Raw genomic sequence first — 26,988 nt, 5'->3', positions numbered from 1 at the left:
ATATGGCCCGCCAGGGGAAGCCCGGCGGGACCCGGATTCCCCCAGACACGCCAGCGGAACCAGGCTTCGCACCAGCGGGGTGGCTACTCTTGCCTGCCGGGAGACAGCGCAAGGACTCTCTCGAGCAAGCCGGGGTGGCCAAGAACGGCGCGCAATTCCGACTTGTCGAGCCAGCCTGCGGCGTCCTCCAGGCTTTCACATTCCTCGATTTTGGCAGTTGCCGTAGCAAGAGGCACGTCGATACGACCAAACCTGCGCGGACTGGGAAGGCACAGCGAGCCCAGATGCTCGCCCAGCAGCTCCGAATCCTGGCTGAGCTGGCGTAGCGCCCCGGCCATTTCGGTGGACTCGGACGCAGCAAGTTCGTTTGCACGGAGCACCACGGCGGGCGGACGGCTGGTTTCCGGCGTGGCAAAGACTCCGGGTCGCCTCAACCGCGACGACGTTGCGATGCCCAAGGGAATTGAAAGCAGAAGGCCCAGCACCACGGGCGACATCCATAGCAGGAGAGGCAAGGAAACGGCATAAGCGCTGAGCGACAGGACCAGCCCGCAAAGCGTGGGGCCGGCGAACTTGCGATACACTTCGCCGAGAGCAAGCCCCCCATCGCCCCGGCGCTGCACCTGCCAACCGGCGTCTCGGCCAACGAGAATCTCCACGACCGCCTTGCTCTGGAAGATCATCATGCAGGGAGCGATCAATGCCGCGACAAGCGTCTCGCAAACGACCCCGGCAAATACGCGGGTGCTGCCTGCAAAGCCCCTCCGCTCTTCACGATTGCTGATCATCACCAGATAAGCCAGCAGCTTCGGCAGGATGAGAAGGCCCATTGTGGCGGCAAAGACCCAGGCCGCAAGGACGGGGTCCTGTTGCGGCCAGGTTGGAAACAGACTGAACCCTTTCGGAAAGTATTCCGGCCGGATGAAGTGCGCCTGCAGTGAAATGAGCAGGCCGAGCACCAGGAACAGAAGCCACAGCGGCGCGGTCAGGTAGGAGCCGATCCCCGTCAGCAGATGCAGCCTCGATATCCAGTGCAGCCCGCGCGCGGGCAACACGGCGAGATGCTGAAGGTTGCCCTGACACCAGCGACGGTCTCGGCCCGCGAAATCCAGGATCGACGGCGGGACTTCTTCAAAGCTGCCGCCAACGGTAGGTGCCATATAGATCGCCCAGCCAGCACGGCGCATCAACGCGGCCTCGACGAAATCGTGGCTCAGAATGTGCCCGCCGAAGGGTTTGCGACCACGCAGCTCCGGCAGTCCGGCTTCCGCAGCGAAGGCCTGGACCCGGATGATGGCGTTGTGGCCCCAATAGTTGCTGTCGGCGCCGTGCCACCAGGCATTGCCGGCTGCGATGATGGGACCGTACATGCGCCCCGAGAACTGCTGCAGCCTGCTGAACATCGTGCGCGCGTTGACGATGACCGGCTGTGTCTGGATCAGTGCGGCAGCCGGATGAGCCTCCATCGCGTGAACAAGGCGGACGATCGTGTCTCCTTCCATCAGGCTGTCCGCGTCGAGAACGATCATGCAGTCATAGTTCGCGCCGAATCTCCTGACCCAGTCGGCGATGTTGCCCGACTTGCGCGCGGTATTGTCGGAGCGATGCCGGTAATGCAGCCGATCTCCGCCGCAGGCGTGGCGCAGGCGAATGAACGCCATCTCTTCACGAATCCAGATGTCCGGATCGGTCGTATCGCTCAGCAAAAACCAGTCGAATTGGTTCCCGGCGCTCGTCGCTTCGACCGATTCATACATCGCGCGCAGCCGCGCCATGACATGATCCGGGTCCTCGTTATAGGTCGGCAACAGCATGGCCGTTCGCGACGCGACACGAGGCAGCGGGCACGTCGTGTCGATCGGAAGACCGGGGCGCCTGCGCATCAGCAGTACAAAACATCCAGCAAGCGCCGACATGAAGGAGAATGCGATCCAGGCGAGCAGCACGAGAAACAGACCGAGCAGCATCGCCTCGAGGAACGTGACGCCCCCAACCTTCACCACGTCATACATGCCGTAGCCGCCAATAACCGTCAGGCCCCCCGTTCCGGCAAAAAGGAAGAGGCGGCGAACCATCAAAGTAGCACCCGGATGGACCGGCGACCGTCTCGCTTCAAACGCGCGATCCAGCCGGCACGGCGGCATCGGAAGCGGGCTTTCCGGCGGCAAAAACGGGCTGCTGAGGGCGTCTCGCCGCGGCGCGGGCGACAGCTTCAGGGCGTCCATCGATAGACCCATACTTCCGAGACCGGCTCTTCGTTCTGAACCAGAAAGGCTCGCAACTCGATCGCAGCTTGCCTCTTGACGGCGCATTGGAAGCTCAGACGCCATCCACCCGTGATGGGATTGGGTTGCGTGACGATGTTGCTGATCTCGGCCTTTTCGGCGGTCACCATGCCTTTGATGGTCTTGGCATCGATCTCTTTGAGTTGGTCTCCCATGAGTTCCAACACGAACAGCTTGCTACCCTCGCCCCGGCTGCCGATCCCGGTGCGCGTGAATCGTGCCAGTGCCTTGGGTTTCGGTGCGTCCGGCCCCCAGTGCAGCCGATAGGTAAAGATGTGCTCGCTCTTTGCCGCCAGCGGCTGCTTCGGCTGCCAGAGTGCGGCGATGTTGTCGTGGACTTCCTCCTTGGTCGGTATCTCGAATAACTTTACCGCTCCTTCCCCCCAATCGCCGATCGGCTCGAACCAGAGGCTTGGGCGCCTTTCGAAGCTGGATTCGAGATCCTGATAAGCGAAGAAACTCCTCTCCCGCTGCATCAGGCCGAAGCCGCCGGGATTGACGTCCGCAAAGCTGCTGATCTGCAGATCGCGCGGATTGTTGAGCGGTCGCCAGAGTTGTTCACCTCTGCCGTTGAGCATCGCAAGTCCATCCGAGTCGTGAACCGCGGGGCGGAAATCGTCGAAATCCTTGCGGTCGTTCGGTCCGAAGAAGAACATGCTGGTCATGGGCGCAAGCCCGGCATGTTCGACGTCTACGCGAGGATAGAGGGCCATCTCGACGTCCAGTACCGTGGTTTGGCCCGGCCGGATCGTGAATCGGTAACTTGCTGCCGCGCTCTTGCTGTCCAGCAGCGCGTGCACCACGACGGAAGCGGCGTTTGGCGCCGGCTTCTCCAGCCAGAACGTCTTGAAGACCGGGAACTCTTCGCCTTTGGCTTCGCCTGTATCTATCGCGAGTCCGCGTGCGGACAGACCATATGTCTGCCCTTTCGCGACGGCTCGGAAGTAACTGGCGCCGAGGAACACACAAACTTCATCATAGTAATCCGGCCTGTTGATCGGAGCATGAATGCGCAATCCGGCAAACCCGACGTCGGCATCTTGCCATTGCCCGAGACCGTCGCCGAAGGAGAAGTCATCGCGCCGATACGGGACCGGCATGACGCTCCTGTCCGCCACCTGAAAGATGTCGACCCTGTTCTTGTAGAAGAAGCCGCGGTGGAAAAATTGCACCTCGAACGGCAGCTTCTCGTCACGCCACAACGCCTTGTCGGGTGTGAAGCGAATGGATCGATATTGGTCGTAGTTGAGATTCGACAGTGCAGCCGGCAGCTTCTCGTCGGGAGGCTCGAATGGCTTGGCCGCAAGGGAGCGAGCAAGTTGGCGCACGTAGGATGGGCTGAAAGACGACGAAGCGCCCGTCTGAGCGTCCGTTGCACGCGAGAGTATAGCGGCAGCTGAAACAGCAGCTGATGCGCGAAGTAGCTGGCGTCGGTTCAAGCTCACGTCTCCGAATGAGAGCAACGTGGAGAACGGTCGATGTTCCCCGGAGTTCCCGGAAAAAACGGGTGCGACAATGTCGGTCAGCACAATGAATCCGGCCGCTGACTCACTGCCGAAGCGTGCCCTCGTCCCTGTCGTGACGAGCAAGCATCGGCGTCGAGCGCTGCAATGGACCTTGCTGGATCATCGCGCGAGGTTGCCGCCACGACCGTGACGGGATTTCATCGCGGGCATCGTTTCAGGGTTGCAGCAGCGAGAGGAGACGTTGCCGGTCCTGATCGCGACATCGTTGCTCAGCCCGCATTCGTTCAAGTTCGGCTTCGGCCTTGGCCGTGTCCTCATTCTGGCGCTTCATCTCGACAATGAGCGCCTCTTGCTCTGCGAGCCGTCTTTCCCCTTCGACGACATCGCGCTCAACCTGCCGCAGTTCATCGTATATCGCAGTCTTGTACATATGATCCTCGAGCGGCAGTGCTGCGAATCCGCCGTAGAGTAGCGTCCGTCAGGCCATCAGCCACGCCGCAACGCGCATGATTTCCAACTCGACAATCTTCTCGAACGTTCCTGCTTATGCCGCTTTTTCCCGATCGTTGATGCCGCAGGACAAGTGGCCCCAAGTCTAAGCCCTTCGCATCAGCTTGCGCGAACCGCAAGGCGCAGGCTGCGCTAGCCGGCCTGCGCGATGCTCCGTAGACGTCTTGGGGAAGCCGATCCCGACCTCGCCATCGAGCGCATCGTCCAATTCCTCGAAACGGTGCTGCACCTCGCCATGGCGGACTTGCCGCTGCGCCCATCAGGCGGAAGGCCTTACAAAGCAGAAAATATGAAAAGCGCTATCGCGACCGGAACAAATATCGCCAAAGCCAAGAGTTGCCCTTTTGCGAAATCGTGAAGATCGACCGGGTCAGTTGGAAAGACACCAAGACAACAATTCGCATAATAGAACGAGTTCTGATCTTCACGATCCGCCGGCTCTGCAGATGGAGCTTCATCGTCCCCCGCATCACGAACGAGAGGCGTTTGCGGCTGCCGCTGAGGTCTCTCGATCATCGCGATTCTCCTCCAGCCTGCAAACTCGAGAGGCGCGCCGAAGTCAAAGAGTGATGCCGTGGTCCGCTGTCAGAACCTCGCGCAGGGCGGGTCGTTCAGCGTCGTCCGCTTGCAAATCTGTACTCGATCTCCAGCTCGATGGGCCCGCCGGCATCGCCAAGTTCGCGGCGGAGCTCCTCGCGCACGGCGCGGCGGGCGGCCGCCGGCAGGGATATGAATGCTTGCCCTGCCGATCCTGCGCCTGCTTCGATTGGTTCGAAGTAGGCGTCAAACGAAAGCAGCGTGAAAACCCTGGCTTCCAGAGTGATCCCCACATCCCGGAAATTTGCATCCTCAAAAAGCGATCTTAATTTCATCTCGTCGCCGAGCGCAAATACGCGAGCGGCAGCCTCCGCCAGCGATGGCAGGTAGCGGGCAACCGCAAGGTTGATGCGGGTATTGTAGGACCGTTCCGGCACCGTGTTCACTGAGACAGCGGCGCGCCCGCCGGGGCGAAGCACACGATGGAATTCGGCGAGGCCGCGCTGCGGGTCGCGGAAGAACATCAGTCCAAGGCTGCACACGACCGCATCGAAGCTTCCATCCGGGAATGAAAGTGCCTGTCCATCCTCCACTGTGACCGACACGTTGCTCGACCGGCCGAGGCGCTCGCGCGCCTTCTCGGCCATCGCTGGAGACAGGTCGGCAGCTATGAGGCAACCCGTTGGACCGACGGCGTCAAGGATGGGTTCGGCAACGAGCCCGGTGCCTGTGGCAATGTCCAGGACCTGCATTCCCGGCGCGATACGAGCCGCACGCAGCAAGCCGGGTGCAAAATGGGTCGTGACCTGCGCGAACATGCCATCGTAGCCGGCTGCCGCTTGAGCCTTATAGTTCAAGGCCTCCGCCATGAGCGCCTCCTTGATCCCGGGTGCCTTTGATCCCGGAATTAGGCTGGTCTTCAGGCATGGTCCCGACTTTAATGGCGGGGTGTCGATTAATGGAGGTGCCCATGGCGAAGGAACTGAGCTACGAAGCTCAAGCGGCGGCCGGGTACGACGGTGCGTTCGCGCAAGTCACGACCCATTTCGCACCTTTCTTGCTGCGTGCGGCCCATATCACGCCGGGGATGCGCGTCCTCGACATTGCCACGGGCACTGGACTCGCGGCCGAAGCGGCCCTTGCCGTCGTCGGCTCGGCGGGCCACGTCACTGCCGCCGACCTTTCGCCGGCAATGGCCGAGAGGGCGCGTGCGCGCCTTGGCCAAGCAAGAAACGCATCGGTCACAGTAGAGGATGGGCAGGCGCTTTCATTTTTGGATGGAAGCTTCGATGCGGTAGTGTGCAGTCTCGGACTGATGTTTTTCCCCGACCCACAGCGCGGCCTCACTGAATTCCATCGCGTACTTCGCCCCGGCGGGCGCGCCGCTGTCTCAGTGAGCACAGTGCCAGAGCGGTCCTACAACTTTCGGATTAACCTCTCCATTGCACGCTATTTGCCATCGTTGGCGGAGGCTACCGCTCGCGTATTTTCACTTGGCGACGAGATGAAATTGAAATCGCTATTTGAGGCCGCAAATTTCCGGGATGTCGAGATTGTCACGGAAACCCATAGCTTCGCGCTACCTTCCTTTGACGCTTACTTCGCACCTGTCGAACAAGGTGCGGGGGTACCCGGACAGGCATTCGTCTCCCTCCCTGACGCAACCCGCCGTGCCGTGCGCGAGGAAGTACGGCGTGATCTTCGCGATACTGGCGGACCAATCGAGATAGAAGTGGAGTACAGGTTCGGAAGCGGGCGGCGATGACCGCGGCACGCTTTGCACTCGCGCAAGTCAGCTAAGGGTCGAGATTGGCTTGGGCGAGGCGTGAGGCCTGCTTCAGCTCACGAAGTGGACTACGCCAATGAGTGTGCGCCCTAAGCCCGCCGCATCAGCTTGAGCGAAGCCGCCAGCCGCAGGCTGCGCTTGCCGGCCAGCGCAATGCCTTCGAGCTCGCCGCTGTCTTCCGTGCAGGTCCCGGAGAAGCCGATCCCGACCTCGAAACCGCCGAACACGGGGTTCTCGCCTTTCGCCGGCGTGTGCTCCTGGTTGAGCATCTCGCCCTTCCAGCGGCCGTCCGCCGAGGAATAGGAGCCGAGATAGTAGAAGAACGCATCGCCCCCGAGGATGCGGCCGTCGATCAGCAGCATCACGCCGGACAGCCCGGCATCGACGCCGTCGAGCGCCCGCAGGCTCATTCCGTAGAGCCCGTTGGCGATGCCGCCCGGCCCGATCGCGCCGCGCGGCGGCAGCGCCCCGTCGTCGAGCCGCGTCATGTTGGCCCAGAAATGGGCGCCCGGCATGGTGTCAGCACCGCCCTGAAGACGTATCTCGTTGCCGTGCAGGCGGCCGCGCGCCCCGATCGAGGCGACGTCGGCGCCCATCAGCGGCTTGTAGTTGGGATCGAGGTTGTGCCGCTCGGTGATGACTTCGGCGCTGATCTCGCCGTCCCGCTCGACATAGGTACCAAGATGCGCAAAGCCCGAATTGCCGCCCAGCATCTTGCCGTCATGCAGGCACATGATGCTGCGGCCGAACGCATCGTTGACCCCGTATTCAACCTTGTAGAGTCCGTCCAGCAACGCGATAAACCCGCAAAATCAAAAAGAATCGCGGGCTACCTAGCACCGCTGCCGCACCGATTCCACCCGGCTTTTCCGCGCAGGGCTCATTCAAGGACCTGCTCTGCCATGTTGCCATTATGCCCCTGTTTTGCCCGACGGGTCAAACAACGGATCAAACAATTTTCGTAAAAACAGCAGATCGGGATTTCGCTGCGATTTCAGTGCTCCGGCTACTGTGCATGGGGTTGTTTTCGGCGTTTTGTTTTCGAGGGCCCGCTCCCCGCCTCAGTGACGCTTGAAATACTGCACCTCGCGCTCGTGCTTCTCGGCCGCCGCACGGCTCCTGAACGTGCCGAGGTTGCGGCGCTTGCCGGTCTTCGGATTCACCTTGCGTGAATAGAGGCGATATTCGCCGGATGCCAGTTTGCGGATCATGATCGGGCCTCCCGCTTGTCGGGGTTCAACGGCCGCTGCCGGAGCTGGTTCCTGCTCCTCCATCGAACCCGCCGGCGCAGGCGCACGACCAAGGGGCATGAACCAGACAGAGCCATCTCCCGAAGAGCAGGTCGCCGAATTCGTCGCCAGCGCGGCGAAGCGGCCGCTGCTCGACGCCGCCTTCGAACTCTGGCGCTGGCGCTACCGACTGGATTCGATCGAAGGGCGTCCGGCCGCCGAAGAGGTCCGCATCAATCGCACCCTCACGCCGCAGCAGATGGCCGCGAAATACCGCTACGATCGCGACCATGCCCATGAAGGGCCGATGTTCGCCTACGTGAAGCGCGCCCATCCGGATGCCGACGACGATGCGATCCGGCGGGCCATCATCACCGCCGTCAAGTTCGAGGGCGCGACTGAAGCGCATTTCAAATGGGACGGCGATTTCTGGGCCTGCATCGTGCGCGCCGTGGCGCAGGCCGCCGCCGAGTATCCCGATTTCCTCGAGACGACCTATCGCGACGCCCGCAACAATCTCGCCTACTACATGAAGTGAGCTGCGCAGGCGGACGCTCGACTCATCCCTGCTCAAGCAAGGCAATCACATATGTCATTTTGGACGGCCTCGGCGCGCGCCTCGTCCTTCGAGACGACCGCTTCCAGCGGTCTCCTCAGGATGAGGCTCATCAGCATCGGTGCCTGCTGAAACGACGGACGCGCACTCCGTCCTCATCCTGAGGAGCCCGCCCAAAGCGGGCGTCTCGAAGGATGGCCGCGGGCAACCCGCTTCCATGTGCGATAGCCCTCCCTCCCGAAGGGCGAGGTCAATCAGAAGCACAGCGTGGTGACGAGCTTGCCCTGCTTGTCCTTGATCGCATAGGGACAGCGAATGCGCTCCAGCGCCTTCTTGGCGTCCTCATCGCCGAGCGCTGCAGCGCGCTCGTAATAGGCCTTTGCAGCGTCCTTGTCCTTCGCGCCGCCGCGGCCCTCCTGCGCGAAGGCGCCCATCCGCTCCAGCGCGCCGGGATGGTTCTGCGCCGCCGCCTTCTCGAACAGCGCGCGCGCCGCGACATCGTCCTTCGCGCCGCCATCGCCTTCGGAAAGCATCAGGCCGAGCTGGTACTGCGCCTCCGCATTGGTCTCGGCGGCCTTGCCGAGCAGCGCACGGGCCTGCGCGGGATCGGCCGGCGCCCCGCCACCTGCGCTGCCGAGCGCGGCAAGGTTGCTGACGCCGCGCGGATTGCCTGATTGCGCCGCCTTCTCGAACAACTTTCGCGCTTGTGCTTCGTCCCTGGCAACACCCGAGCCGTTGCCGTAGGCGACGCCGAGTTCGACCATCGCCGCGCTCGATCCCTTGTCGGCCGCCTTGCGCCAGGCGGCGATCGCCTCCGCCGTCTGCCGGTTGGCCGCATAGGCGCGCCCCAGCGCGAACATCGCTCGGCGCGAGGATGGCGCGGCCTGCTTGCAGAACTTGATCGCGGTCGCGACGTCGGAGGCAGCAATCTCCGCAACGCCCTTCACGTCGGCCGGCTTGTCGGGATCGCTGGGATCGGCCGCAACCCGGTCGCACAGCACAAGGTCGGCCGATTGCGCATGCGCCGCGAGGGGCGCGGCGAGCGCGACGGCGATGGCAAGGAGATAGGTTCGCATGGACGACAAGTTGCGTCCCCGCCCCGGCAAATTCAAGGCTCGAGTCCGGATTGGCGGAGGACAGGAACGACCTCCGGTGAGGCCAGGTAGCGGAGCAGCCGATCGGCCGCGACGGCGTTCTTCGCGTTTGTCGTGCGGCCGGCGGAAAAGACGGCCGGTGTCTGCAAATCATGCGGGATCGGGCCGACCACCTCGATGCCGCCGACCTGCTTCAGCTCGCTGATCTGCTGCACGGCGAGATCGGCCTCGCCGCTGACGAGCCGCTCCGCCGTAAAACCCTGCTCGACGATGGTGGCCTTGGCGTTGATCTCGGCCGCGATCCCCATCCGGACGATCAGCTGGGCGAAGTACACGCCGCTCGCACCCAGCCGCGAATAGGCAACGGACCGCGCCGCGAGCAGCGTCTGGCGCAGCGCGGCTTCGCTGCCGATGTCAGGATGCGGCTGCCCTGCCCGCACGGCAATGCCGACGAAGGAGCGCGCCAGATCGGCCGCGCTTTCCGCAACCACGCGGCCCTCGCCGATCATCTCGTCGAGCCCCTCGCGCGTGAGGATCACGAGATCGGCGGCCTCGCCGGCGCGCAGGCGCTTGAGCAGGGCCAGCGTCGGCGCGAAGTCCGCATCGACATGAATGCCGCTGGCGGTCTCGAAGGCCGAGGACAGGCTGCGCATCGCGCCCGCCAGGCCGAGCGTCGAGAGCATGCGGATGGTGTGTGCCATGTAAATTCCCGGGATAGCGTTCAGGCGCGGTGCATCAGCTTGAGCGCGGCGGTGAGGCGAAGGCTGCGCTTGCCGGCGAGCGCCGTGGCCTCCAGCACCGCCTCCTCGGCATCATAGCTACCGGAGAAGCCGATACCGACCTCGTGGCCGCCGAAGATCGGATCGTTCTTGGCGGGCGTATGCTCCTGATTGAGGATCTGGCCCTTCCAGCGGCCCTTCGCGGCGGTGTAGCTGCCGAGATAGTAGAACGCCGCATCGCCGCCGAGGATGCGGCCCTGGTTGAGCAGCATCACGCCGGTGAGGCCGCCATCGATGCCGTCGAGCATGCGCAGGTGGATCGAGTAGAGGCCATCGGCGATGCCGCCCTCGCCGACGCCGCCCGCGATCGGCACCTCATCTTCCGTGATCGGCGTCATCACCGACTGGAACGGCACGCCCGGCAGTTCTTTCAGTTCGCCCTTGAAGCGATAGAGATCGCCGTCGGCCCAGCCCTTCGCCAGCAAGGTCGCATCATCGGTGCCGGCCATGGCGCGGTAGTTCGGATCGGGATTGTGACGGACGGTCTTGATCACGACGTCGACGCCCTCATCGGTCTTCTCGTAGGTGCCGATATGGGCGAAGGCCGAATTGCCGCCGAGCATCTTGCCATTGCCGGCATGCATCACGCTCCGGCCGACGGCGTCGCCGAGCTGAAACCGCACCTTGTAGAAACCCTCAAACACCAGCCGTGTCCCCGGCCCCAGCGCGCATCCACGGGCACTCTATCCCGCTTTCGGCGGCGGTGGACAAGTTTCACGCGGCGCAGCCCCCGCGCATCATGGGGATGGCTGTCATCAGAATGCAAAAATCCGCCGGAGCCTTGCAGCTCCGGCGGATTGAATGCCAACCCGGGCCAGCCCCCCAGCCCGGGCCGGGAGGATCTTAGGCCGCGGCCTTCTTGTCGGTCGGCACGGCGGAGATCGTCTTCAGGATCTGCGAAGCGATCTGGTAGGGGTCGCCTTGCGAGTTCGGACGACGGTCTTCCAGATAGCCCTTGTAGCCGTTGTTGACGAAGGAGTGCGGAACGCGGATCGAGGCGCCGCGATCGGCAACGCCGTAGCTGAACTTGTTCCACGGCGCGGTCTCGTGCTTGCCGGTCAGACGCTTGTCGTTGTCCGGGCCGTAGACGGCGATGTGGTCCATCAGGTTCTTGTCGAACTCGGCCATCAGCGCTTCGAAGTACTCCTTGCCGCCGACCGTACGCATGTACTCGGTGGAGAAGTTGGCATGCATGCCCGAGCCGTTCCAGTCGGTGTCGCCGAGCGGCTTGCAGTGGAATTCGATGTCGATGCCGTACTTCTCGGTGAGGCGCAGCATCAGGTAGCGGGCCATCCACATTTCGTCAGCGGCCTTCTTGGAGCCCTTGCCGAAGATCTGGAATTCCCACTGGCCCTTGGCGACTTCCGCGTTGATGCCTTCATGGTTGATGCCGGCCGCGAGGCAGAGGTCGAGATGCTCTTCGACGATCTTGCGGGCGACGTCGCCGACGTTCGAGAAGCCGACGCCGGTATAGTACGGGCCCTGCGGCGCCGGATAACCGGCGGTCGGGAAGCCGAGCGGACGGCCGTCCTTGTAGAAGAAGTATTCCTGCTCGAAGCCGAACCAGGCGCCGGAATCGTCGAGGATGGTGGCGCGCTTGTTGGAGGCGTGCGGGGTCTTGCCATCGGGCATCATGACTTCGCACATCACCAGCACGCCGTTGGTGCGGGCGCCGTCCGGGAACACCGCGACCGGCTTCAGCACGCAATCGGAGCTGTGGCCTTCGGCCTGCTGGGTGGAGGAGCCATCGAAGCCCCAGAGCGGAAGCTGCTCGAGCGTCGGGAACGACGCGAATTCCTTGATCTGAGTTTTGCCGCGCAAATTCGGAGTCGGCGTATATCCGTCGAGCCAGATGTACTCGAGCTTATACTTGGTCATTGAGCCTCTCTGTAGATGATGCGAAAGGTGGGGTTGAGAGCCCCGCACGTTTGTACCCGGCCATCATCGGCCGGCGCTCTACAAGCATTTTGCGTGCCAAAAGGCCGCAGCCTGGCAGGTTTTCCACCACGGCCGGTCCCTCCCCGCCGCCGGCCGATCGTCCACAGCGGCGTGCGTCATAGCGGCGCACCTTCGCGTGAAGCTGCACCGCAAAAATCCCGCGGAAAACGCCTGATTCTGGAGCAGGCCGATCTGTGCCGAAGGTTGCCGATGAAACGCGCATCAACGTCCGGCAATTTTCGTAAAGCCCCGGGCCCCTGCCTAGCAACCTTTGGAATGGCCTAGGCGTTAGCCATTCACAGGGTGCCTTTGGGGGTGCAGTTAGCTGCGTGCCTACAAATTGGGCGGAAACTGATTTCCTTTTCAGCACTTTCCAATTCGGGATGCGCGGCCGATATGGGGATTCCAGTAACCACAATCGAACGAGTCGGGCGCACCATGGAGGCCAAGGCGCTTCGACCAAGGAGAATCGCAATGATGAACAATGGTCTGAGTCACGGATCTGCGACGATCTACCAATTCCCTGTCGGGGGCCGCTCAGCTCTCGCCGGACGCCGCTATGGCGAGACCCGCCTTCCCGCCGATCACGCTTCGCTTCCCGCGAACGTCTCGATCTGCAGCGACAGCTGGTACCACCAGGACGCGGTCGACGAAGCCAAGCCCAAATGGGAACGCTAATGCCAACTGCTGGTTTGATAGCGCCGGGCTCTCGCAAGCGACCGGCAGCAGTTTGAAAAAGGGTCGAAACAACGGTGTTTCGGCCCTTTTTGATTCCTGGTGGACTTCCAGCTAGAGCCCGGGCTTTTCGATCACCGCGCAGGCCGTGACCGGCCGCTTCAGATGCTTGACCGTGGTCGCGCCGGTCTTGCCGATGACAAGCGTGATTCCCGCGCCCGAATAGCGTGCGCCCGAGACCGACAGCCGCTTGGCAAGTGTGACGGGCTCGCCGTCGATCTGGAGGAAGGCGCGCTTGTCATAGTCATAAAATCCCACGATGAACTGCGTACCATCGGCGCAGCGGTAGGTCTTGAACGTCTGCGCATGCGCCTGCCGTACTCCAAAAAATCCGACCGCCAGCATGGTGATCGCCAAAACAATGGCCTTGTGCCGGCCCATGATCGCCCCCTGTAATAGACCTCAAGGACGCCCGCCGTGCGTCCGGTGGAACCATAACCCAAGCTGATCCCATGCAAGACTCTTCTCTAAAGGACTCCCCTGCCCGCCATCTCGCCTTGCAAGGCGCCAGCAACTTTCGCGATCTCGGCGGCTATCGGACCGCCGACGGCCGCACCACGCGCTGGCGGCACATCTTTCGCTCCAATCATCTCGGACAGCTCACCGCAGCCGATGTCGAGATCGTCCGCGCCCTCGGTGTCAGAAGCGCATTCGATTTTCGCGGTGTCGAGGAGCGTGCGGCCGGCGTCTGCGTCGTCAACGAGATCGCGGTGTACTCGCTGCCGATCGAGCCGACCGTCGTCGCCGCGCTGCGCGCCGAGCTCGCGAGGGGCAACTTGACCGCACCGGTCGCGCTCGAGCTCATGCGCGAATCCTATCGCAACTATGTTCGCCACAACACGCATAGCTTTCGCGCACTGTTCAGCCATCTGCTCGAAGACCGCGCGCCGCTCGTGATCCACTGCACCGCCGGCAAGGACCGCACCGGCTTTGCCAGCGCACTGATCCTGCATGCGCTGGGCGTCGGCGACGACGTCATTGCCGAGGACTATCTGTTGACGAACCGGCACTACAAGCGCGACGCTTCGAACGCCGCCGATCTTCCCGCCGACGTTCTCGACGCGATCGGCTCCGTCGAGGCCTCGTACCTGGCAGCCGCCTTCGAAGCCGTCGGGCGCGACTATGGCGATCTCGAAACCTACTTGCGCGATGGGCTCAAGCTCGGCACAGCAGAGCGGACCGCACTGAAGGCGCGCTATCTGCAAGCGTAGCGGCTGCGGCGGGAGAACGATGATGCAAGGCAAGGTTCTGGTCGTCACCGGCGTGCTCGGCGCGCTTGGCAAAGTGGTTGCCGACATCGCGCAGTCTCGCGGCGCACTCATCGCCGGTATCGATCATGCCCCCTCGCAACTGCCAGCGACGCCCGAGCGCATCGAAATCGGCGGCGTCGATCTGTCCGACGCCGCGCAGGCAAAAACGGCGATCGATACGGCGGCGAAGCATTTTGGCCGGCTCGACGGACTGGTCAACGTCGCCGGCGGCTTCGCCTTCGAGACCGTCGGCGACGGCGACATCACGACGTGGCAACGCATGTATGCGCTGAACGTGCTGACGGCGCTCAACACCTCGCGCGCGGCGCTGCCGCATCTCACCGCGTCCAGCGCCGGCCGCATCGTCAACATCGGCGCCATGGGCGCGCTCCAGGCCGGCAACGGCATGGGCCCCTATGCCGCCTCAAAGGCCGGCGTGCATCGCCTCACCGAGGCGCTCGCCAGCGAGTGGAGGGGCAAGGTCACCGTGAACGCGGTGCTGCCCTCGATCATCGACACCAAGGCCAACCGTGCCGACATGCCGAAGGCGGACTTTTCCAAGTGGGTGACGCCTCAGGAGCTCGCCGAGGTGATCCTGTTCCTCGCCAGCGATGCCGCCAGCGGCATCACCGGCGCGCTGATCCCGGTCGGCGGGCGGGTGTAGCTGCGTTCAGATCGAAACGTCCGGGCGCGCCTCGGATTCAATCGGAGCCGAGAAGGCTCTAGACTGCACGCAACTGATTCTTCGATCGGACCACCCGTGGAAACCGCGCTCTACCTGCCCGTCAAACGCTTCCTCGAAGAGCTCGGCTTCACGGTCAAGGGCGAGATCGGCGGCTGCGATCTCGTCGGCCTCAGCGCCGGCGATCCGCCTGTCGTGGTGATCGGCGAGCTCAAGCTCGCCTTCAATCTCGAGCTGATCCTGCAGGCGGTCGACCGCGCGCCGGCGGGCGACGAGGTCTGGATCGCCGCAAAGATGTCCGCGCGCGGCAAGGGACGCGAGAGCGACGCGCGCTACCGCAATCTCTGCCGTCGCCTCGGTTTCGGCATGCTCGGGGTGACCGACCGCGGCCAGGTCGAGGTGCTGGTGAAGCCGCCAACGGCGGCCCCGCGCCGCGAGCCGAAGATTCGCTCGCGACTCGTTGCCGAGCATCAGCGCCGCCAGGGCGATCCGGTGCTCGGCGGCAGCACGCGCGCACCGATCATGACGGCCTACCGGCAGCAGGCGCTGGCTTGCGCGTCGGAACTCGCGTCCGGCCCGCGGCCCGTACGCGAGCTGCGTGTGCGGTGTCCCGATGCCGGCAAGATCTTGCTTAACAATGTGTATGGCTGGTTCGAGCGCGCTGAGCGGGGAATCTACGGGCTCACCGAGGCCGGACATGCCGCCCTGAAGCGCTGGCCGCAGCACCGGGTGGAGGCCGATGCCGGTGTTCCGTCACCGCCCTGACGCCGGATCGATGCAAGCGGTGAATAGCTGAGATGCCACACCAAATTCATATTGCAATGCAACATAGGCAGCACTAGGTATCCCGGATCGAAATGAGGCTACCATGAGCGCAGACTGGAATACCAAATATGGCACGCGGCGCGTGCGTCACGACCCGCCGACCCTGGACGAGGCGATCTTCGCCGCCGTCGGAATCACCGACGACCAGGAGCAGCAGGCCGAGATCGCCGCAGCTCTGATGGGAATGCCGCTCGATGTCGTCCAGGCCGAGGTGAAGAAGCAGGCCCGCACCAACAGCCGCATCACCGCGACGCGCGTGATCGCCGGCGAACAGGGCGCGCAGCGCTCGGTGGTGGTCGAACGCCGCGTCGTGCGCCGCTTCAGCACCGCAACGCGCACCGGTACCTGAGCGCTTATTTCTCGATCCGACATACAAAAGCGGACCGGTTTTGCCGGTCCGCTTTTTGATTCCAGTGCGCTTCTGAGCTAGGCGGCGCGATTGCCGTACATGCTGGAGATGATCTTCCAGCAGGTCGAGTTGAAGCTGAGCAGCGCGCGGCCCGCCGTGAACGGCGCCGCCGCGAGATCCGCCAGCTCGGCCTCGGGCGTCTTGGCGAGATCGATCGTTCCGGTCGATTCGCCGTGGCGGAAAGCCAGATGCGCGCCGAACTTCCTGGCGAGCGCCCGCATCGCGTGATTCTCGGCACCCGTGGTGATGCGCAGCTGCTTGTAGCCCTTCCAGCGCGCCTCCGCGATCAGGCGGCGGAACAGCACGGTACCGACGCCCTGGCGGCGTGCCGAGGCCTCCACGCTGAAAGCCACCTCAGGCAGTGAATCGTCTTCCGGCGGATGCAGCTCGGCCGCACCGCGAACCACGCCGTCGACGATATAGGCGACGATCACGGTGCCATCCTCGGCGCAGCGGGCGGCGTAACGCTCGATGAAGCTGTCGTCGAGAAAGCCGTTGAAACGGTCGTGCCGGCTTTCGGCATCGAGTCTGAGCAGGTGATCGCGCAGAAGCGGCAATTCTTCCTGCTGGATCAGGGTCCGCACATAGCCCGGGGCAGTGCGGACGGTCTCTTGAAGTACCACGTCAAAACTCCTCTTGGTGTCCCTCGAGGAGGCGTTCGAATCCCTAGGACCCCTATATTGTGCAACGCAACACGTTTTTCAAGGCGGGAACCTACCCAACTTAGCGGCATCGGGGATAACTATTTCGTTAACAAAATCAACGCCCCGTAGCCTTACAGGACCAGCTGCGTCTGGGTCACCACAGCCACCAGCTTGCCATCCTCGGTCTCCAGCCGGGTGGTCCAGACCTGGGTCCGCCGGCCCCGGTGGACCGGGGTGGCGGTGGCGATGACCGTGGCCCCCTCCCTGGCCCCGCCGATGAAATTGGTCTTGCTTTCGAGCGTCGTGGTGCCCTTGGCGTCTTCGGGCAGGTTGATCACGGTTGCCGCAGCGCCGACGGAATCGGCCAGCGCCATCACCGCGCCGCCATGGATGGTGTGGTGCAGGGTGCAGAGATCGGGCCGGACCGTCATCCGCGCCACCACGCGGTCCTTCTCGGCTTCGACGAACTCGACGCCCTTGAGCTCGGCGAACGGCATCTTCATCGCTTTAAGTTTCTCGAGCGGCGTCATCGGATCTCCTCCCAATTCCTTGTGTTCTCAAGGTGAATTGCTTCGCGCGGCATAGCAATGACGTCCGAGGTAATGGCCGCCGTGACATCAGCCGCGGCATGAGCGCATATGGTGCACCATGCGCCACTACCCGCCCCGCCGCATCGTCTGCCTGACCGAAGAGACGGTCGAGACACTCTACCTGCTCGGCGAGCAGGACCGCATCGTCGGCGTTTCCGGCTACGCCGTCCGTCCGCCCCAGGTGCGCCGGGAAAAGCCGCGGGTGTCGGCCTTTGTCTCCGCGGACATCCCAAAGATCCTGGCGCTGGAGCCGGATTTGGTGCTGGCCTTCTCCGATCTTCAGGCTGGTATCGCCGCCGATCTCGTCCGCGCCGGTGTCGACGTCCACATCTTCAACCAGCGCGATGTTGCCGGAATTCTGGCGATGATCCGAACGCTGGGTGCGCTGGTCGGCGCGGTCGAGCGCGCGGAGGACCTCGCTCAGAGTTTTGAGCGGCGCCTCGCCGCAATCGCAGCAACGCCCCGCCCCTCGCCGCAGCCAAAGGTCTATTTCGAGGAGTGGGACGATCCGCTGATCTCCGGCATCGGCTGGGTCTCCGAACTGATCGAGCTCGCCGGGGGCGCGGATGTCTTCCCAGAACTGCGGCATCGGCAGGCGGCAAAGGATCGGATCGTTTCGACAGAGGCGGTGCGCGAGGCCGCACCCGACATCATCCTCGCCTCATGGTGCGGCAAGAAGGTCGTCCCTGCCCGCATCCGCGCGCGCGATGGCTGGAGCGAGATCCCCGCCGTGCGTAACGACCGCATCGTCGAGATCAAGTCGCCGATCATCTTGCAACCGGGACCTGCGGCGTTGACCGACGGGCTCGATGCGATCGTGAAGGCGTTGTGGGGGACGCGCTCGAAACTGTCTACCCCGTCATCCTGAGGTGCGAGCTGTGCGGTGCGCAGCACCGTGCAGGGAGCCTCGAAGGATGAACGGCCGCGATGCAGCCGGACCGTCGCCCTTCGAGGCTCGCTCGCGCTGCTGCGCACCGCGGCTCGCGCCTCAGGGTGACGGTGATCCAATCGGGCTCGCAATTGTCGATGTTCAATAATTCGCTGATTGGATCGCGGTGGTCTTGGTAGCGGCGAAGGCCTTGGGAGTTTGTCCCGCCAAGGCCTGATGGGGTCTGTGGTTGTTGTAGTAGACGAGGTACTCGAACAGTTCATTGGCGAAGTGGTCGAGGTTGTCGAAGGTCGCGCCGTCGATGACGTCGTCATCGAGGGTACGCCAGAAGCGTTCGACCTTGCCGTTGGTCTGCGGCCGATAGGGCCTGGTGTAGCGGTGTTTGATGCCGAGCTCGAGCAGCATGGCCTCGAACGGATGCTCGCCCGGCTTGGTGCGGGCGGCGAACTCGGCGCCGTTGTCGGACAGGATTTCCTGGAAGACGAGCCCATAGGTGACGTTGAGGGTGTTGATCATCTTCAGGGTCTTGAACATGACCGGCAGCGCCTTCTTGGATGTCAGGACCTCGGCCCAGGCCAGACGCGAGCAGCTGTCGATCAGGCTGATGATGTAGGCCGTGACCGGGGGTGGCGCGAGGAACATATCGCGCGGCAATTGATGCAGATCGACGTGGCCCAGCTCCCCGAGCTTGTCCTTGATGATACGGCGTTTCTCCTCACGCATCGCCGGCGTGCGGCGGTTCAGGCGGTAGTGTTTCAGCACCCGGTAGATCGTGATCGGCGAAGGTACCGTGTCGCGCGTTTCGCGCAAGACGGCATGAATCTCATAACGGTTCATCCCCCGCTTGCGATGGGCGACGATCTCCGCCTCGATCCCTTCCAGCTCGCGCCGTTCCCGCCACTTCGGGCCGCGCCGCCGCGGCAGCAGATCCGCGTCCTCGCCGCTCTGCAGATAGCGATTGTAATACTTGCGGAACGTCTGCGAGCAGGTCCCGTGGTGCCGGTAGAAGTCGCCGACCCGCTTGAACAGCGGCGATCGGCCAGCCTTCACCGCCTCATACTCCGAAATCAGAAAACGCCACTTGTGCAGATAGTTGCGCTCAACCGTTCGGTCATAGCTGTTGTCTCGCATCGGATCGTTCCTCCGCTGGAGCGATCCAATCAGCGAATTAGTGAACATGCACAGCAATGACGCTTGTGGAAACACCGAACGTGAATTTCAAGCACCGCACGCTCACCTCACCTGTTCCCTCCCAGCACAAACGCCGGGCGCGCGGAAGCAAGACGCTCCACCGGCACGTCGCTAGCCTCTGATCCGACGAAACCTTCGCAACCCAGGGGCCTGTCCATGCGCAATCGTCTGATCCTCAACTGCTTCTCGATGAACGTCGTCTCCCACATCTATCACGGTCTGTGGCGCCACCCCGACAGCACGCAGATGCATTTCGACAAGCTCAGCACCTGGATCGAGCTGACCAAGCTCCTGGAGCAAGGCTGCTTCGACGCGCTGTTCCTCGCCGACGTCATCGGCATCGACCCGGCCTACAAAGGATCATGGGACACCTACATTAGGGAAGGCTTGCAAATCCCCTGCAACGATTCCGCTGCGCTCTCCGCGGTCCTGATCGGCGTCACCGAGAATCTCGGCCTCACCTTCACCAGCTCCATCATGTCGGAGCATCCGTTCAGCTTCGCGCGCCGGCTGTCGACGCTGGATCATCTCAGCAACGGACGGATCGGCTGGAACATCGTCACCAGCGTCAGCCACAACGCCGCGCAGAATTTCGGCTTCGACGAGATCATCCCGCATGACGAGCGCTACCGCCGCGCCGATGAATACATGGAGGTGGTCTACAAGCTCTGGGAAGGCTCGTGGGACGAAGGTGCCGTGCTCGGCGACAGGGAGAACGGCGTCTATGCCGATGCCAGCAAGATCCACCGCATCTATCATTCCGGCGAGCGCTACCGGGTGCTGGGGCCGCATCTCTGCTCGCCCTCGCCGCAGCGCACGCCGGTGCTGTACCAGGCCGGCGCCTCGCCGGTCGGCCAGTCCTTCGCCGCACGCAACGCGGAAGGCACCTTCGTGCTCTATCCGACCATTGAAGGTGCGCGCAAAGGCATCGCGGCGACCCGCGCCGTCGCGGAGGCGAACGGACGGCGGCCGGAGGACCTGAAGTTCATCCAGGGCTTCTCCTTCGTCGTGGGCAGCACCGAGGAAGAGGCCTGGCGCAAGTCCGACGAGATCGACAAGGGCGTCAGCTATGACGGTCTCGCCGCTCATATCAGCCGCGACATGGGCATCGACCTCGGCATGCTCGACCGCGACATGCCGATCGAACAGGCCAACATCGAGGGCCTGCGCGGATTCATCAGCATGTTCGAGGCGAGCAATCCCGGCAAGAAGGCGCGCGTCCAGGACCTCGCCTACGCGCTGTCCTACAACAGCCGGATCGTCGGGACGCCCGAGAGCATCGCCGATCAGCTCGAGGCCTGGCAGGATGCTGGCGTCGATGGCATCAACATGATCTGCCAGTATTTTCCGGGCTCCTATCGCGACTTCATCGAACACGTCATCCCGGTGCTTCAGAAACGCGGCCTTGCCCAGCGCGAATATACGCCGGGCACATTGCGCGAGAAGATGTTCCCCGGCAGCGGCGGCCGGCTGAACGAGCGCCACCCCGCCGCGCGCTATCGCGGGGCCTTCAAGGGCGGCGGCGAGAAGAGCGCAGGCAGCACCGGCGTCAAGTGGCAGACGGAACGCGCATGAGAAACGAGCCTGCCATGGACCGTTCCGAGCTCGCCTTCGACGCGATGTCGAGGGCCAACGCCTTCAAGTCGGGCATGCGGAGATTTGCCTCCGGCGTCGCGCTCATCACGAGCGCCGCCGCCGGACAGCGCGCCGGGCTGGTTGCAACCGCGATCAGCTCGGTCAGCACGGCGCCGCCGACCCTGTTGGTCTGCATCAACAGGAGCGCCTCGGCGCACGATGTCATCGATCGGTCCGGCGTCTATGCCGTCAACCTGCTGGCCGCCGCCGACCTCGAACTTGTCGACGTCTTTTCAAAATCGGCGCGCCGCGCAGAGCGGTTCACGTCCGGCGATTGGCAGACGCTGATCACCGGCGCGCCCGTGCTGGCCTCGGCGCTCGCCGCGTTCGATTGCAAGGTGGTGCAGCGGCTCGCCTACGAGACCCACACCATCTTCCTGGGTGAGGTCTTGCAGGTCGGGCTCGCCGAGCAGGACGTCGATCCCCTGCTCTACATGGACAGTGCATTCAGGCGCCTGGAGCGGGCCGCCTGACGAGGCGCCGGCGGTTCACGCGCCCTCGCTGCGAAATTCCCGCGGCGTCTTTCCGAACCGCTGGCGAAATGTCCGGCTGAAATGCGAGAGGTCGTTGAAGCCCCAGCGCAAGGCGATCTCGGTCACCGTCTCGCTGTCCGCCTTCTGCTTCACGAAATCCCTGGCACAGCGCTCGAGGCGCTGCTCCAGGACCAGGCGGCCGAACGAGCGGCCGCCCTCCTCCAGCACCTTGTGCAGATAGCGCACGGAGATGCCGAAATGGGCGGCGACCTTGGCCGGCGCCAGCTCGGGATCGGCGACGTTCGTCTCGATGTGAGCGACCAGCGAGGCACATAGCGCCTGCCGCGCGGAGCCTTTCGCCATCTCCTGGGTCGCCTGCGTCGCACCGAGCGACATGGCCACGAGCTCGACCATGCTACTACTCAGCATTGCGCCGGTCGGCGAAAGTCCCTCGACATTGCGCACGATCGACTTGAGCAGATCGATGGCGACCGTGCCGACCCCGCCATTGTCGGCGACGATCGTGGCCGTCGCCTTGTCGGGATTGCGCAGCAGCGGGCGCAGCAGATGCCGCGGAATCCGGAACGAGTATTGCTCCCAATCGTCACTGCAATAGTCGTTGAGATAAGGCTCCGTCGAATCCACGATCGAGAATTCGCCGGGATTGAGCAGCGCGGCACGATCGCCCTGCTGCATGCAGCATTGCCCCCGGAGCTGGAGATTGAGAAAATAGACTTCCGTCGGCATGCGGCTGATCTCGGAGCGCCCGCGATAGATCTTCTGACGGCCGGACGAGATGGTGGTGACGTTGATCGTCGAAAGCGGATGGGCGGTGACATGCCCGGCAAAACCGCCCGCCGCGGGCTCGCGTACCGGATTGAGCGCGATATAGGCCTCGCAGAGGACCTCTCTCCAGTAGCTGAACTGATCCCGCTCGGGCAGATCGTTCGTGGTCCAGGTCTCCATGGCAAATCCTCGACACAGAGTGAGACTGGCCTCTGAAAAAGCACTTTCCATGCCAGAGCAGCAACGGCATGCAGCACAAACATTCGGCAACAGATGAGACAGAAGGGCTGCCCGATCCAGCTTGTTCACTGTCAGCACAAAGCCTGGGCGCTGTCGGGCAAGACCGTCGTTGCGCCCGCGCATAGCCTTCCTTCCTCAATCGAGGCGCGCCATGGGACGGCGGCGCGTCGACACGTCTCGATGTCTTGAGGAGGAAGCCATGCCTATCGATTTCACGCTCAGCCCGGAACAGGCCGCGCTTCGCGAAGGCGCACGCAGCTTCGCCAACACCGTGCTGAAGGACGTCCGGCCGACGATCCGCCAGTACAGCAAGCCGGACGAGCGCTTCTATGCGACGCGGCCGTTTCACAAGAAGGCGGTCGAAGCCGGCTTCGTCAAAGGGCTGTTTCCGAAGGAGGTCGGCGGCACCGACGTTCCCGCACTCGACTTCGCCATCGCCGCCGAAGAGCTGGCCGCGGTCGATGTCAACGTGCCGAGCACGCTGCTCGGGACCGGTCTCTGCGTCAAACCCATCGTGTTCTTCGGCACCGTGGCGCAGAAGAAGCGCTTCCTGCCCGACTTCATCGCGGACGGAACCCGGCTTGGCGCGCTGGCCTTCACCGAGGTGACGGGTGGCGCAAACTTCGATGCGCCCGATCCGCGCTACGGCGTGAAGACCTTCGCCAGGCGCGAGGGCGATGAATGGGTCATCAATGGCGAGAAGCACTACACGACCAATGGGACCGGCTGGGACGGCAAGAACTGCCATCTCTATGCCGTGGTGTGCCGAACCGATCCGAGCAAGGGTGCGCAGGAGTCGCTCGCCGTCATCATGGTGCCGGGCAACCTGCCCGGCGTGCAGGTGACGGGAATTCTGGACACGGCGGGGCACCGTGCCACGATCTCGCCGCGGATGAAGTTCGAGAATGTCCGCGTTCCCGCCGACAACATCATTGGCAAGCCCGGCGACGGGATCAAGATCGTCTCCACCAACTTCGCCTGGACCGCCGCGCTGATCGGCGCCGCCTGCGTCGGCGTCATGCGGGCCGCCTTCGATCACGCGCTCGCCTTTGCCAGGAAGGATGCCCGCTCCGGGCCCCACCCCATCATCGACTATCCAACCGTCGGCTACATGCTGGCCGACATAAAGATGAAGATCGAAGCCTGCCGCTACCTGACCTGGAAATCCTGCCAGCAATACGATCTCTCGGGCGGAAAGGAGCACGAGCTCGCCGTGATGACGAAAGTGTTCTGCTCGGAGACCTGCGTGGATGTCGTCTACGACTGCATGCGCCTGGTCGGGGTCGACAGCTACACCGACATGCACCCGCTGGCAGAGCTCATGAACGACGCGATGTGCTTTCCGCTCTATGACGGCGGCAACATGGGGGCTCGCCGCCGACAGCTCCACAGCATCATCAAGAGCCCGTCCTACGACCCGCATTTCGCGCCTTACGGCACGTTCGGCGCCTGAACGCGGGGAGGATCCGCCCGCGGTGCCGGTCCTCCCCGCTCACGTCACGGCGTTCACGACCTGATATTCCGGCCGCCGCCACACCTCGCCCGAAATCACCTCCTCGATGATTTCGGCCGCTTTCATGATCTCGCTCTCGCCGATATACAGCGGCGTGAGGCCGAACCGCATGATGTCGGGGGCACGGAAATCGCCGATGACGCCGCGGGCGATCAACGCCTGCATGGCGGCGTAGCCGCCGTCGAAGGCGAAGGAGACCTGCGAGCCGCGGCGTTCATGCGCGCGCGGGGTGACGAGCTTCAAGGACGGGCAGCGGCGTTCGACCTCGGCGATCAGGAGATCGCCGAGCGCCAGCGAGCGCGCGCGGACCTCGGCGATATCGACACGATCCCATATGTCGAGCGAGGCCTCCAGCGCGGCCATTGCCAGCACCGGCGGGGTGCCCACGCGCATGCGCTCGACGCCGCCGGCGGCAGCATAGGCAAGCTCGAACGCAAACGGTTTTGCGTGGCCCATCCAGCCCGACAGCGCCGCACGCGCAGTATCGGCGTGGCGCGGTGCGACGTAGAGGAAGGCCGGCGCCCCCGGGCCGGCGTTGATGTATTTGTAGGTACACCCCGCAGCGAAATCGGCGCCGCAGCCGGCGAGATCGACCGGCAGCGCACCGGCCGAATGGGCGAGATCCCAGACCGTGACGATGCCGAGCGCATGCGCTCTTGCAGTCAGCTTCGCCATGTCGTGGCGGCGGCCAGTGCGGTAGTCGACCTCGGTGATGTAGAGCACCGCGATCTCCTCGGACAGCGCGGCCTCGATCTCCTCCGGGGCCACCAGGCGCAATTGGTGGCCGCGCCCGAGCGTCGCGATCAGGCCCTCGGCCATGTAGAGATCGGTCGGGAAATTGCCGGTATCCGACAGGACGACCTTGCGCGAGGCATTCATGTCGAGCGCAGCCGCCAACGCCTGGTAGACCTTCAGCGACAGCGTGTCGCCGACCATCACCGAGCCGGATTCCGCACCGATCAGCTGGGCGATGCGGTCACCGACATGGCGCGGCTGGGCGTACCAGCCTGCGGTGTTCCAGGCGCGGATCAGCTCGTTGCCCCATTCGGTCGTGATGACGCGTTTGACGCGCTCGGCGACGCCCAGCGGCAACGCGCCGAGCGAGTTGCCGACGAGATAGATCACGCCGTCAGGCAGATGGAACAGAGCCTTGGTGTCGTCATAGACGCGATATCTGGTCATGGCCATTTCTACAGGATGGTGCGGACGCGCCAGAGTTCGGGAAACAGCTCGACCTCGAGCATACGCTTGAGATAGCTGACGCCACCGGTGCCACCGGTGCCGCGCTTGAAGCCGATGACGCGCTCGACTGTGGTCACATGGTTGAAGCGCCAGCGCCGGAAATAGTCCTCGAAATCGACCAGCTTCTCGGCGAGCTCGTAGAGCATCCAGTGCGTCTCCGGCGCCTCATAGACGATACGCCAGGCCTGCAGCACGCCCTCGTTGAAGCTGTGGGTCTCGCGGACGTCGCGCGCCAGCACGGCCGCCGGCATCTTCAGTCCGTTGCGGTCGGCAAGCCTGAGCACCTCGTCATAGAGGCTGGGCGTCGCCAGCTCGGCCTCGAGCAGTTTTGTCGTTTCCGCATCGTGAACGTGCGGCTTGAGCATCGCATGGTTGCGATTGCCGAGCAAAAATTCGATCAGGCGGTATTGGCGCGACTGGAAGCCCGAGGACTGGCCGAGTTGCGAGCGGAAGCGCGTGTACTCGCTCGGCGTCATGGTGCGCAGCACGTCCCAGGCGTTGTTGAGCTGCTCGAAGATGCGCGACATCCGCGCCAGCATCTTCATCGCGGGGGCAACCTCGTCTTTGGCGATGGCGCGGCGCGCCGCGCTGAGCTCGTGGATGGCAAGCCGCATCCACAGCTCCGTGGTCTGATGCTGGATGATGAACAGCATCTCGTCATGCGCCTCCGACAGCGGATGCTGGGCGCCGAGGATCGCGTCGAGCGCGAGATAATTGCCATAGGACATGCGCCGGGCGAAATCGGTCTCGGCGCCTTCGCTTGCGGGATCGTAATCGCTGGACGTCATGGCTTGCCCTTTCGATCGATCGTCCCGGCCCTCGTCAGTCGAGGCCGATCAGGCGCGCGGTGATCTGCGACGACGGATCCTTGAGCCCGTCGATCACGGTGAAATGGTTCAGCGCAGGCTCGATCACGAGGTGCGTCGCCACGTCGAAACCGGTCCAGACATTGGCCAGCAGGTCGGACTGGCGGATGAATTCGGGGCGCTCGCCGCCGCCGACCCAGGCGGTCACGGGCGAATGGCCGCGCGGCCGATGCAGCGCCGCGCTTTCCAGCGTCGCCTCCTCCATCGTCATGCGTAGCGTGTCGTTCATCTTCGTCTTGAGCAGCGGACGAAGATCGTGCAGGCCGCTGATCGAGAGCGTGCCGGCGATGCGGTTGAAGACCGCGGGTTCGAGCCGGCTGTCGTCGCACAGCATGCGGGTGACGAGATGGCCGCCGGCCGAATGCCCGGCGAGCCGGATCGGGCCGGAGACGAGCGAGGCCGCTTTCGCGATCGCGGCGGTGATTTCGGCTGTCATGTCGGAGATGCGCGCGGCGGGCGCCAGCGTGTAACTCGGCAGCGCTACGGCCCAGCCATGATGGCGTGCACCTTCGGCCAGATCCGTCCAGGTCGACTTGTCGAAGCGCATCCAGTAGCCGCCATGGACGAACACGACGAGGCCCTTGCTGCCGCCGTCAGGCAGGATCAGGTCAAGCGTCTGGCGTTCACCGGAGCCATAGGCGATGTCGGCGCGAAACTCCTTCAGCCCGGCGCGGTAGGCGGCCGCCCGCTCCGTCCACAGCGCCGGCAACTTGTCCGAGCCCGGGATATGGGCCGAATTGGCGTAAGCATCATCCCAATCGCGCATCGTTCATCCCTCGGCGGACTCAGGTCCTGCGACCGCGCGCTAGTCTGCCACCGGGAACGGCCGCATCCTAGT

General features: G+C 63.9%; 30 protein-coding genes. 11 read left to right on the top strand and 19 right to left on the bottom strand.

Annotated features, from left to right (window positions below; translation table 11 throughout):
- Window positions 1-83: 83 nt before the first annotated feature.
- The 5 genes from mdoH to ACVJ19_RS27870 form a co-directional block, all read right to left on the bottom strand.
- Entirely contained in the window at window positions 84-2,225 is a 2,142-nt protein-coding gene (gene mdoH / locus ACVJ19_RS27890) for a glucans biosynthesis glucosyltransferase MdoH (protein ID WP_453952407.1), read from the bottom strand.
- Window positions 2,213-3,673, bottom strand: a complete 1,461-nt coding sequence (locus tag ACVJ19_RS27885) for a glucan biosynthesis protein G (RefSeq protein ID WP_453955222.1) — start codon at window positions 3,671-3,673, stop codon at window positions 2,213-2,215. The genes mdoH and ACVJ19_RS27885 overlap by 13 nt, the downstream gene beginning before the upstream one ends.
- A 292-nt stretch (window positions 3,674-3,965) precedes the next feature.
- Entirely contained in the window at window positions 3,966-4,181 is a 216-nt protein-coding gene (locus ACVJ19_RS27880) for a hypothetical protein (protein ID WP_453952406.1), read from the bottom strand.
- Window positions 4,182-4,534: 353 nt separating this feature from the next.
- Window positions 4,535-4,777 (bottom strand): hypothetical protein, encoded by a 243-nt coding sequence (locus ACVJ19_RS27875; protein ID WP_453952405.1) that lies wholly within the window; start codon window positions 4,775-4,777, stop codon window positions 4,535-4,537.
- Between the two features lie 95 nt (window positions 4,778-4,872).
- A complete protein-coding gene (locus ACVJ19_RS27870) occupies window positions 4,873-5,667 on the bottom strand; it encodes a class I SAM-dependent methyltransferase (protein WP_453952404.1) in 795 nt (264 codons plus the stop codon).
- Window positions 5,668-5,768: 101 nt separating this feature from the next.
- Between ACVJ19_RS27870 and ACVJ19_RS27865 the strand changes: the two genes are divergently transcribed.
- Entirely contained in the window at window positions 5,769-6,563 is a 795-nt protein-coding gene (locus ACVJ19_RS27865; RefSeq protein ID WP_453952403.1) for a class I SAM-dependent methyltransferase, read from the top strand.
- A gap of 110 nt (window positions 6,564-6,673) precedes the next feature.
- On the opposite strand, the gene ACVJ19_RS27860 is transcribed toward ACVJ19_RS27865, so the two are convergent.
- Complete coding sequence (locus tag ACVJ19_RS27860; protein WP_453952402.1) at window positions 6,674-7,378, bottom strand: GrlR family regulatory protein; 705 nt, start codon at window positions 7,376-7,378, stop codon at window positions 6,674-6,676.
- Window positions 7,379-7,645: 267 nt separating this feature from the next.
- Entirely contained in the window at window positions 7,646-7,795 is a 150-nt protein-coding gene (locus ACVJ19_RS27855; RefSeq protein ID WP_007591825.1) for a hypothetical protein, read from the bottom strand.
- Between the two features lie 97 nt (window positions 7,796-7,892).
- On the opposite strand from ACVJ19_RS27855, the gene ACVJ19_RS27850 reads away from it, so the two are divergent.
- Window positions 7,893-8,351: a hypothetical protein gene (locus tag ACVJ19_RS27850; protein ID WP_453952401.1), complete on the top strand. Its 459-nt coding sequence runs from the start codon at window positions 7,893-7,895 to the stop codon at window positions 8,349-8,351.
- Window positions 8,352-8,623: 272 nt separating this feature from the next.
- Here ACVJ19_RS27850 and ACVJ19_RS27845 read toward each other — a convergent pair whose 3' ends face one another.
- The 4 genes from ACVJ19_RS27845 to ACVJ19_RS27830 all read right to left on the bottom strand — a co-directional run bounded on the left by ACVJ19_RS27845 (window position 8,624) and on the right by ACVJ19_RS27830 (window position 12,120).
- Window positions 8,624-9,445 carry a tetratricopeptide repeat protein gene (locus ACVJ19_RS27845; protein ID WP_453952399.1) on the bottom strand — a complete coding sequence of 274 codons (822 nt, stop codon included), beginning with the start codon at window positions 9,443-9,445 and terminating at the stop codon, window positions 8,624-8,626.
- A gap of 32 nt (window positions 9,446-9,477) precedes the next feature.
- Window positions 9,478-10,164: a substrate-binding domain-containing protein gene (locus tag ACVJ19_RS27840; RefSeq protein ID WP_453952398.1), complete on the bottom strand. Its 687-nt coding sequence runs from the start codon at window positions 10,162-10,164 to the stop codon at window positions 9,478-9,480.
- Between the two features lie 20 nt (window positions 10,165-10,184).
- Window positions 10,185-10,886 (bottom strand): GrlR family regulatory protein, encoded by a 702-nt coding sequence (locus ACVJ19_RS27835; RefSeq protein ID WP_453952397.1) that lies wholly within the window; start codon window positions 10,884-10,886, stop codon window positions 10,185-10,187.
- A gap of 199 nt (window positions 10,887-11,085) precedes the next feature.
- Entirely contained in the window at window positions 11,086-12,120 is a 1,035-nt protein-coding gene (locus ACVJ19_RS27830) for a glutamine synthetase beta-grasp domain-containing protein (protein WP_453952396.1), read from the bottom strand.
- A 534-nt stretch (window positions 12,121-12,654) separates the two neighbouring features.
- On the opposite strand from ACVJ19_RS27830, the gene ACVJ19_RS27825 reads away from it, so the two are divergent.
- Entirely contained in the window at window positions 12,655-12,858 is a 204-nt protein-coding gene (locus ACVJ19_RS27825; RefSeq protein ID WP_453952395.1) for a DUF2735 domain-containing protein, read from the top strand.
- Between the two features lie 111 nt (window positions 12,859-12,969).
- On the opposite strand, the gene ACVJ19_RS27820 is transcribed toward ACVJ19_RS27825, so the two are convergent.
- Window positions 12,970-13,296 (bottom strand): MliC family protein, encoded by a 327-nt coding sequence (locus tag ACVJ19_RS27820; protein WP_453952394.1) that lies wholly within the window; start codon window positions 13,294-13,296, stop codon window positions 12,970-12,972.
- A 71-nt stretch (window positions 13,297-13,367) separates the two neighbouring features.
- Between ACVJ19_RS27820 and ACVJ19_RS27815 the strand changes: the two genes are divergently transcribed.
- From ACVJ19_RS27815 to ACVJ19_RS27800, 4 genes are all read left to right on the top strand, one after another.
- Complete coding sequence (locus ACVJ19_RS27815; protein ID WP_453952393.1) at window positions 13,368-14,126, top strand: tyrosine-protein phosphatase; 759 nt, start codon at window positions 13,368-13,370, stop codon at window positions 14,124-14,126.
- A 22-nt stretch (window positions 14,127-14,148) separates the two neighbouring features.
- Window positions 14,149-14,829, top strand: a complete 681-nt coding sequence (locus ACVJ19_RS27810; RefSeq protein ID WP_453952392.1) for an SDR family oxidoreductase — start codon at window positions 14,149-14,151, stop codon at window positions 14,827-14,829.
- Between the two features lie 96 nt (window positions 14,830-14,925).
- The gene (locus ACVJ19_RS27805) at window positions 14,926-15,612 is read left to right on the top strand and encodes a DUF2161 domain-containing phosphodiesterase (RefSeq protein ID WP_453952391.1); all 687 of its coding nucleotides are present in this window, start codon (window positions 14,926-14,928) and stop codon (window positions 15,610-15,612) included.
- Between the two features lie 103 nt (window positions 15,613-15,715).
- Complete coding sequence (locus tag ACVJ19_RS27800; RefSeq protein ID WP_063683963.1) at window positions 15,716-16,021, top strand: hypothetical protein; 306 nt, start codon at window positions 15,716-15,718, stop codon at window positions 16,019-16,021.
- Between the two features lie 77 nt (window positions 16,022-16,098).
- Here the strand turns inward: ACVJ19_RS27800 and ACVJ19_RS27795 are convergent, their stop codons facing one another.
- Together ACVJ19_RS27795 and ACVJ19_RS27790 are read right to left on the bottom strand one after the other, a co-directional pair.
- Window positions 16,099-16,704 carry an N-acetyltransferase family protein gene (locus ACVJ19_RS27795; protein WP_453952390.1) on the bottom strand — a complete coding sequence of 202 codons (606 nt, stop codon included), beginning with the start codon at window positions 16,702-16,704 and terminating at the stop codon, window positions 16,099-16,101.
- Window positions 16,705-16,856: 152 nt separating this feature from the next.
- Entirely contained in the window at window positions 16,857-17,255 is a 399-nt protein-coding gene (locus ACVJ19_RS27790) for a PaaI family thioesterase (RefSeq protein ID WP_212337126.1), read from the bottom strand.
- Window positions 17,256-17,373: 118 nt separating this feature from the next.
- On the opposite strand from ACVJ19_RS27790, the gene ACVJ19_RS27785 reads away from it, so the two are divergent.
- On the top strand, window positions 17,374-18,183 hold the full coding sequence (locus ACVJ19_RS27785; RefSeq protein ID WP_456739460.1) for a cobalamin-binding protein: 810 nt from the start codon (window positions 17,374-17,376) through the stop codon (window positions 18,181-18,183).
- Window positions 18,184-18,345: 162 nt separating this feature from the next.
- On the opposite strand, the gene ACVJ19_RS27780 is transcribed toward ACVJ19_RS27785, so the two are convergent.
- Window positions 18,346-19,335: an integrase core domain-containing protein gene (locus ACVJ19_RS27780; protein WP_453952389.1), complete on the bottom strand. Its 990-nt coding sequence runs from the start codon at window positions 19,333-19,335 to the stop codon at window positions 18,346-18,348.
- A 216-nt stretch (window positions 19,336-19,551) separates the two neighbouring features.
- Here ACVJ19_RS27780 and ACVJ19_RS27775 point away from each other — a divergent pair, with 216 nt between their 5' ends.
- Window positions 19,552-20,970 (top strand): LLM class flavin-dependent oxidoreductase, encoded by a 1,419-nt coding sequence (locus ACVJ19_RS27775; protein ID WP_453952388.1) that lies wholly within the window; start codon window positions 19,552-19,554, stop codon window positions 20,968-20,970.
- 14 nt (window positions 20,971-20,984) lie between these two features.
- Window positions 20,985-21,503 carry a flavin reductase family protein gene (locus ACVJ19_RS27770; RefSeq protein ID WP_453952387.1) on the top strand — a complete coding sequence of 173 codons (519 nt, stop codon included), beginning with the start codon at window positions 20,985-20,987 and terminating at the stop codon, window positions 21,501-21,503.
- Window positions 21,504-21,518: 15 nt separating this feature from the next.
- On the opposite strand, the gene ACVJ19_RS27765 is transcribed toward ACVJ19_RS27770, so the two are convergent.
- A complete protein-coding gene (locus ACVJ19_RS27765) occupies window positions 21,519-22,469 on the bottom strand; it encodes a helix-turn-helix domain-containing protein (RefSeq protein ID WP_453952386.1) in 951 nt (316 codons plus the stop codon).
- Between the two features lie 259 nt (window positions 22,470-22,728).
- On the opposite strand from ACVJ19_RS27765, the gene ACVJ19_RS27760 reads away from it, so the two are divergent.
- On the top strand, window positions 22,729-23,982 hold the full coding sequence (locus ACVJ19_RS27760) for an acyl-CoA dehydrogenase family protein (RefSeq protein WP_453952385.1): 1,254 nt from the start codon (window positions 22,729-22,731) through the stop codon (window positions 23,980-23,982).
- A gap of 39 nt (window positions 23,983-24,021) precedes the next feature.
- Here the strand turns inward: ACVJ19_RS27760 and kynU are convergent, their stop codons facing one another.
- From kynU to ACVJ19_RS27745, 3 genes are read right to left on the bottom strand one after another with little or no spacing between them, the layout of a single operon-like run.
- Window positions 24,022-25,224 carry a kynureninase gene (gene kynU / locus ACVJ19_RS27755; RefSeq protein ID WP_453952384.1) on the bottom strand — a complete coding sequence of 401 codons (1,203 nt, stop codon included), beginning with the start codon at window positions 25,222-25,224 and terminating at the stop codon, window positions 24,022-24,024.
- Between the two features lie 8 nt (window positions 25,225-25,232).
- Complete coding sequence (gene kynA, locus ACVJ19_RS27750; protein WP_453952383.1) at window positions 25,233-26,072, bottom strand: tryptophan 2,3-dioxygenase; 840 nt, start codon at window positions 26,070-26,072, stop codon at window positions 25,233-25,235.
- Window positions 26,073-26,106: 34 nt separating this feature from the next.
- On the bottom strand, window positions 26,107-26,916 hold the full coding sequence (locus tag ACVJ19_RS27745; protein WP_453952382.1) for an alpha/beta hydrolase: 810 nt from the start codon (window positions 26,914-26,916) through the stop codon (window positions 26,107-26,109).
- Between the last annotated feature and the right edge of the window lie 72 nt (window positions 26,917-26,988).

The sequence above is a fragment of the Bradyrhizobium sp. USDA 376 genome (genome assembly GCF_054063675.1).
Note: the sequence above shows the minus strand (reverse complement) of the source record. Positions and strands in the feature narration are given on the sequence as shown.

Coding starts and splice junctions, on each gene's coding strand:
- mdoH (WP_453952407.1), bottom strand. CDS start 2,225: ATGGACGCCCTGAAGCTGTCGCCCGCGCCGCGGCGAGACGCCCTCAGC.
- ACVJ19_RS27880 (WP_453952406.1), bottom strand. CDS start 4,181: ATGTACAAGACTGCGATATACGATGAACTGCGGCAGGTTGAGCGCGAT.
- ACVJ19_RS27875 (WP_453952405.1), bottom strand. CDS start 4,777: ATGATCGAGAGACCTCAGCGGCAGCCGCAAACGCCTCTCGTTCGTGAT.
- ACVJ19_RS27870 (WP_453952404.1), bottom strand. CDS start 5,667: ATGGCGGAGGCCTTGAACTATAAGGCTCAAGCGGCAGCCGGCTACGAT.
- ACVJ19_RS27865 (WP_453952403.1), top strand. CDS start 5,769: ATGGCGAAGGAACTGAGCTACGAAGCTCAAGCGGCGGCCGGGTACGAC.
- ACVJ19_RS27855 (WP_007591825.1), bottom strand. CDS start 7,795: ATGATCCGCAAACTGGCATCCGGCGAATATCGCCTCTATTCACGCAAG.
- ACVJ19_RS27850 (WP_453952401.1), top strand. CDS start 7,893: ATGAACCAGACAGAGCCATCTCCCGAAGAGCAGGTCGCCGAATTCGTC.
- ACVJ19_RS27845 (WP_453952399.1), bottom strand. CDS start 9,445: ATGCGAACCTATCTCCTTGCCATCGCCGTCGCGCTCGCCGCGCCCCTC.
- ACVJ19_RS27840 (WP_453952398.1), bottom strand. CDS start 10,164: ATGGCACACACCATCCGCATGCTCTCGACGCTCGGCCTGGCGGGCGCG.
- ACVJ19_RS27830 (WP_453952396.1), bottom strand. CDS start 12,120: ATGACCAAGTATAAGCTCGAGTACATCTGGCTCGACGGATATACGCCG.
- ACVJ19_RS27825 (WP_453952395.1), top strand. CDS start 12,655: ATGATGAACAATGGTCTGAGTCACGGATCTGCGACGATCTACCAATTC.
- ACVJ19_RS27820 (WP_453952394.1), bottom strand. CDS start 13,296: ATGGGCCGGCACAAGGCCATTGTTTTGGCGATCACCATGCTGGCGGTC.
- ACVJ19_RS27815 (WP_453952393.1), top strand. CDS start 13,368: ATGCAAGACTCTTCTCTAAAGGACTCCCCTGCCCGCCATCTCGCCTTG.
- ACVJ19_RS27810 (WP_453952392.1), top strand. CDS start 14,149: ATGCAAGGCAAGGTTCTGGTCGTCACCGGCGTGCTCGGCGCGCTTGGC.
- ACVJ19_RS27800 (WP_063683963.1), top strand. CDS start 15,716: ATGAGCGCAGACTGGAATACCAAATATGGCACGCGGCGCGTGCGTCAC.
- ACVJ19_RS27790 (WP_212337126.1), bottom strand. CDS start 17,255: ATGACGCCGCTCGAGAAACTTAAAGCGATGAAGATGCCGTTCGCCGAG.
- ACVJ19_RS27785 (WP_456739460.1), top strand. CDS start 17,374: ATGCGCCACTACCCGCCCCGCCGCATCGTCTGCCTGACCGAAGAGACG.
- ACVJ19_RS27780 (WP_453952389.1), bottom strand. CDS start 19,335: ATGCGAGACAACAGCTATGACCGAACGGTTGAGCGCAACTATCTGCAC.
- ACVJ19_RS27775 (WP_453952388.1), top strand. CDS start 19,552: ATGCGCAATCGTCTGATCCTCAACTGCTTCTCGATGAACGTCGTCTCC.
- ACVJ19_RS27770 (WP_453952387.1), top strand. CDS start 20,985: ATGGACCGTTCCGAGCTCGCCTTCGACGCGATGTCGAGGGCCAACGCC.
- ACVJ19_RS27765 (WP_453952386.1), bottom strand. CDS start 22,469: ATGGAGACCTGGACCACGAACGATCTGCCCGAGCGGGATCAGTTCAGC.
- ACVJ19_RS27760 (WP_453952385.1), top strand. CDS start 22,729: ATGCCTATCGATTTCACGCTCAGCCCGGAACAGGCCGCGCTTCGCGAA.
- kynU (WP_453952384.1), bottom strand. CDS start 25,224: ATGACCAGATATCGCGTCTATGACGACACCAAGGCTCTGTTCCATCTG.
- kynA (WP_453952383.1), bottom strand. CDS start 26,072: ATGACGTCCAGCGATTACGATCCCGCAAGCGAAGGCGCCGAGACCGAT.
- ACVJ19_RS27745 (WP_453952382.1), bottom strand. CDS start 26,916: ATGCGCGATTGGGATGATGCTTACGCCAATTCGGCCCATATCCCGGGC.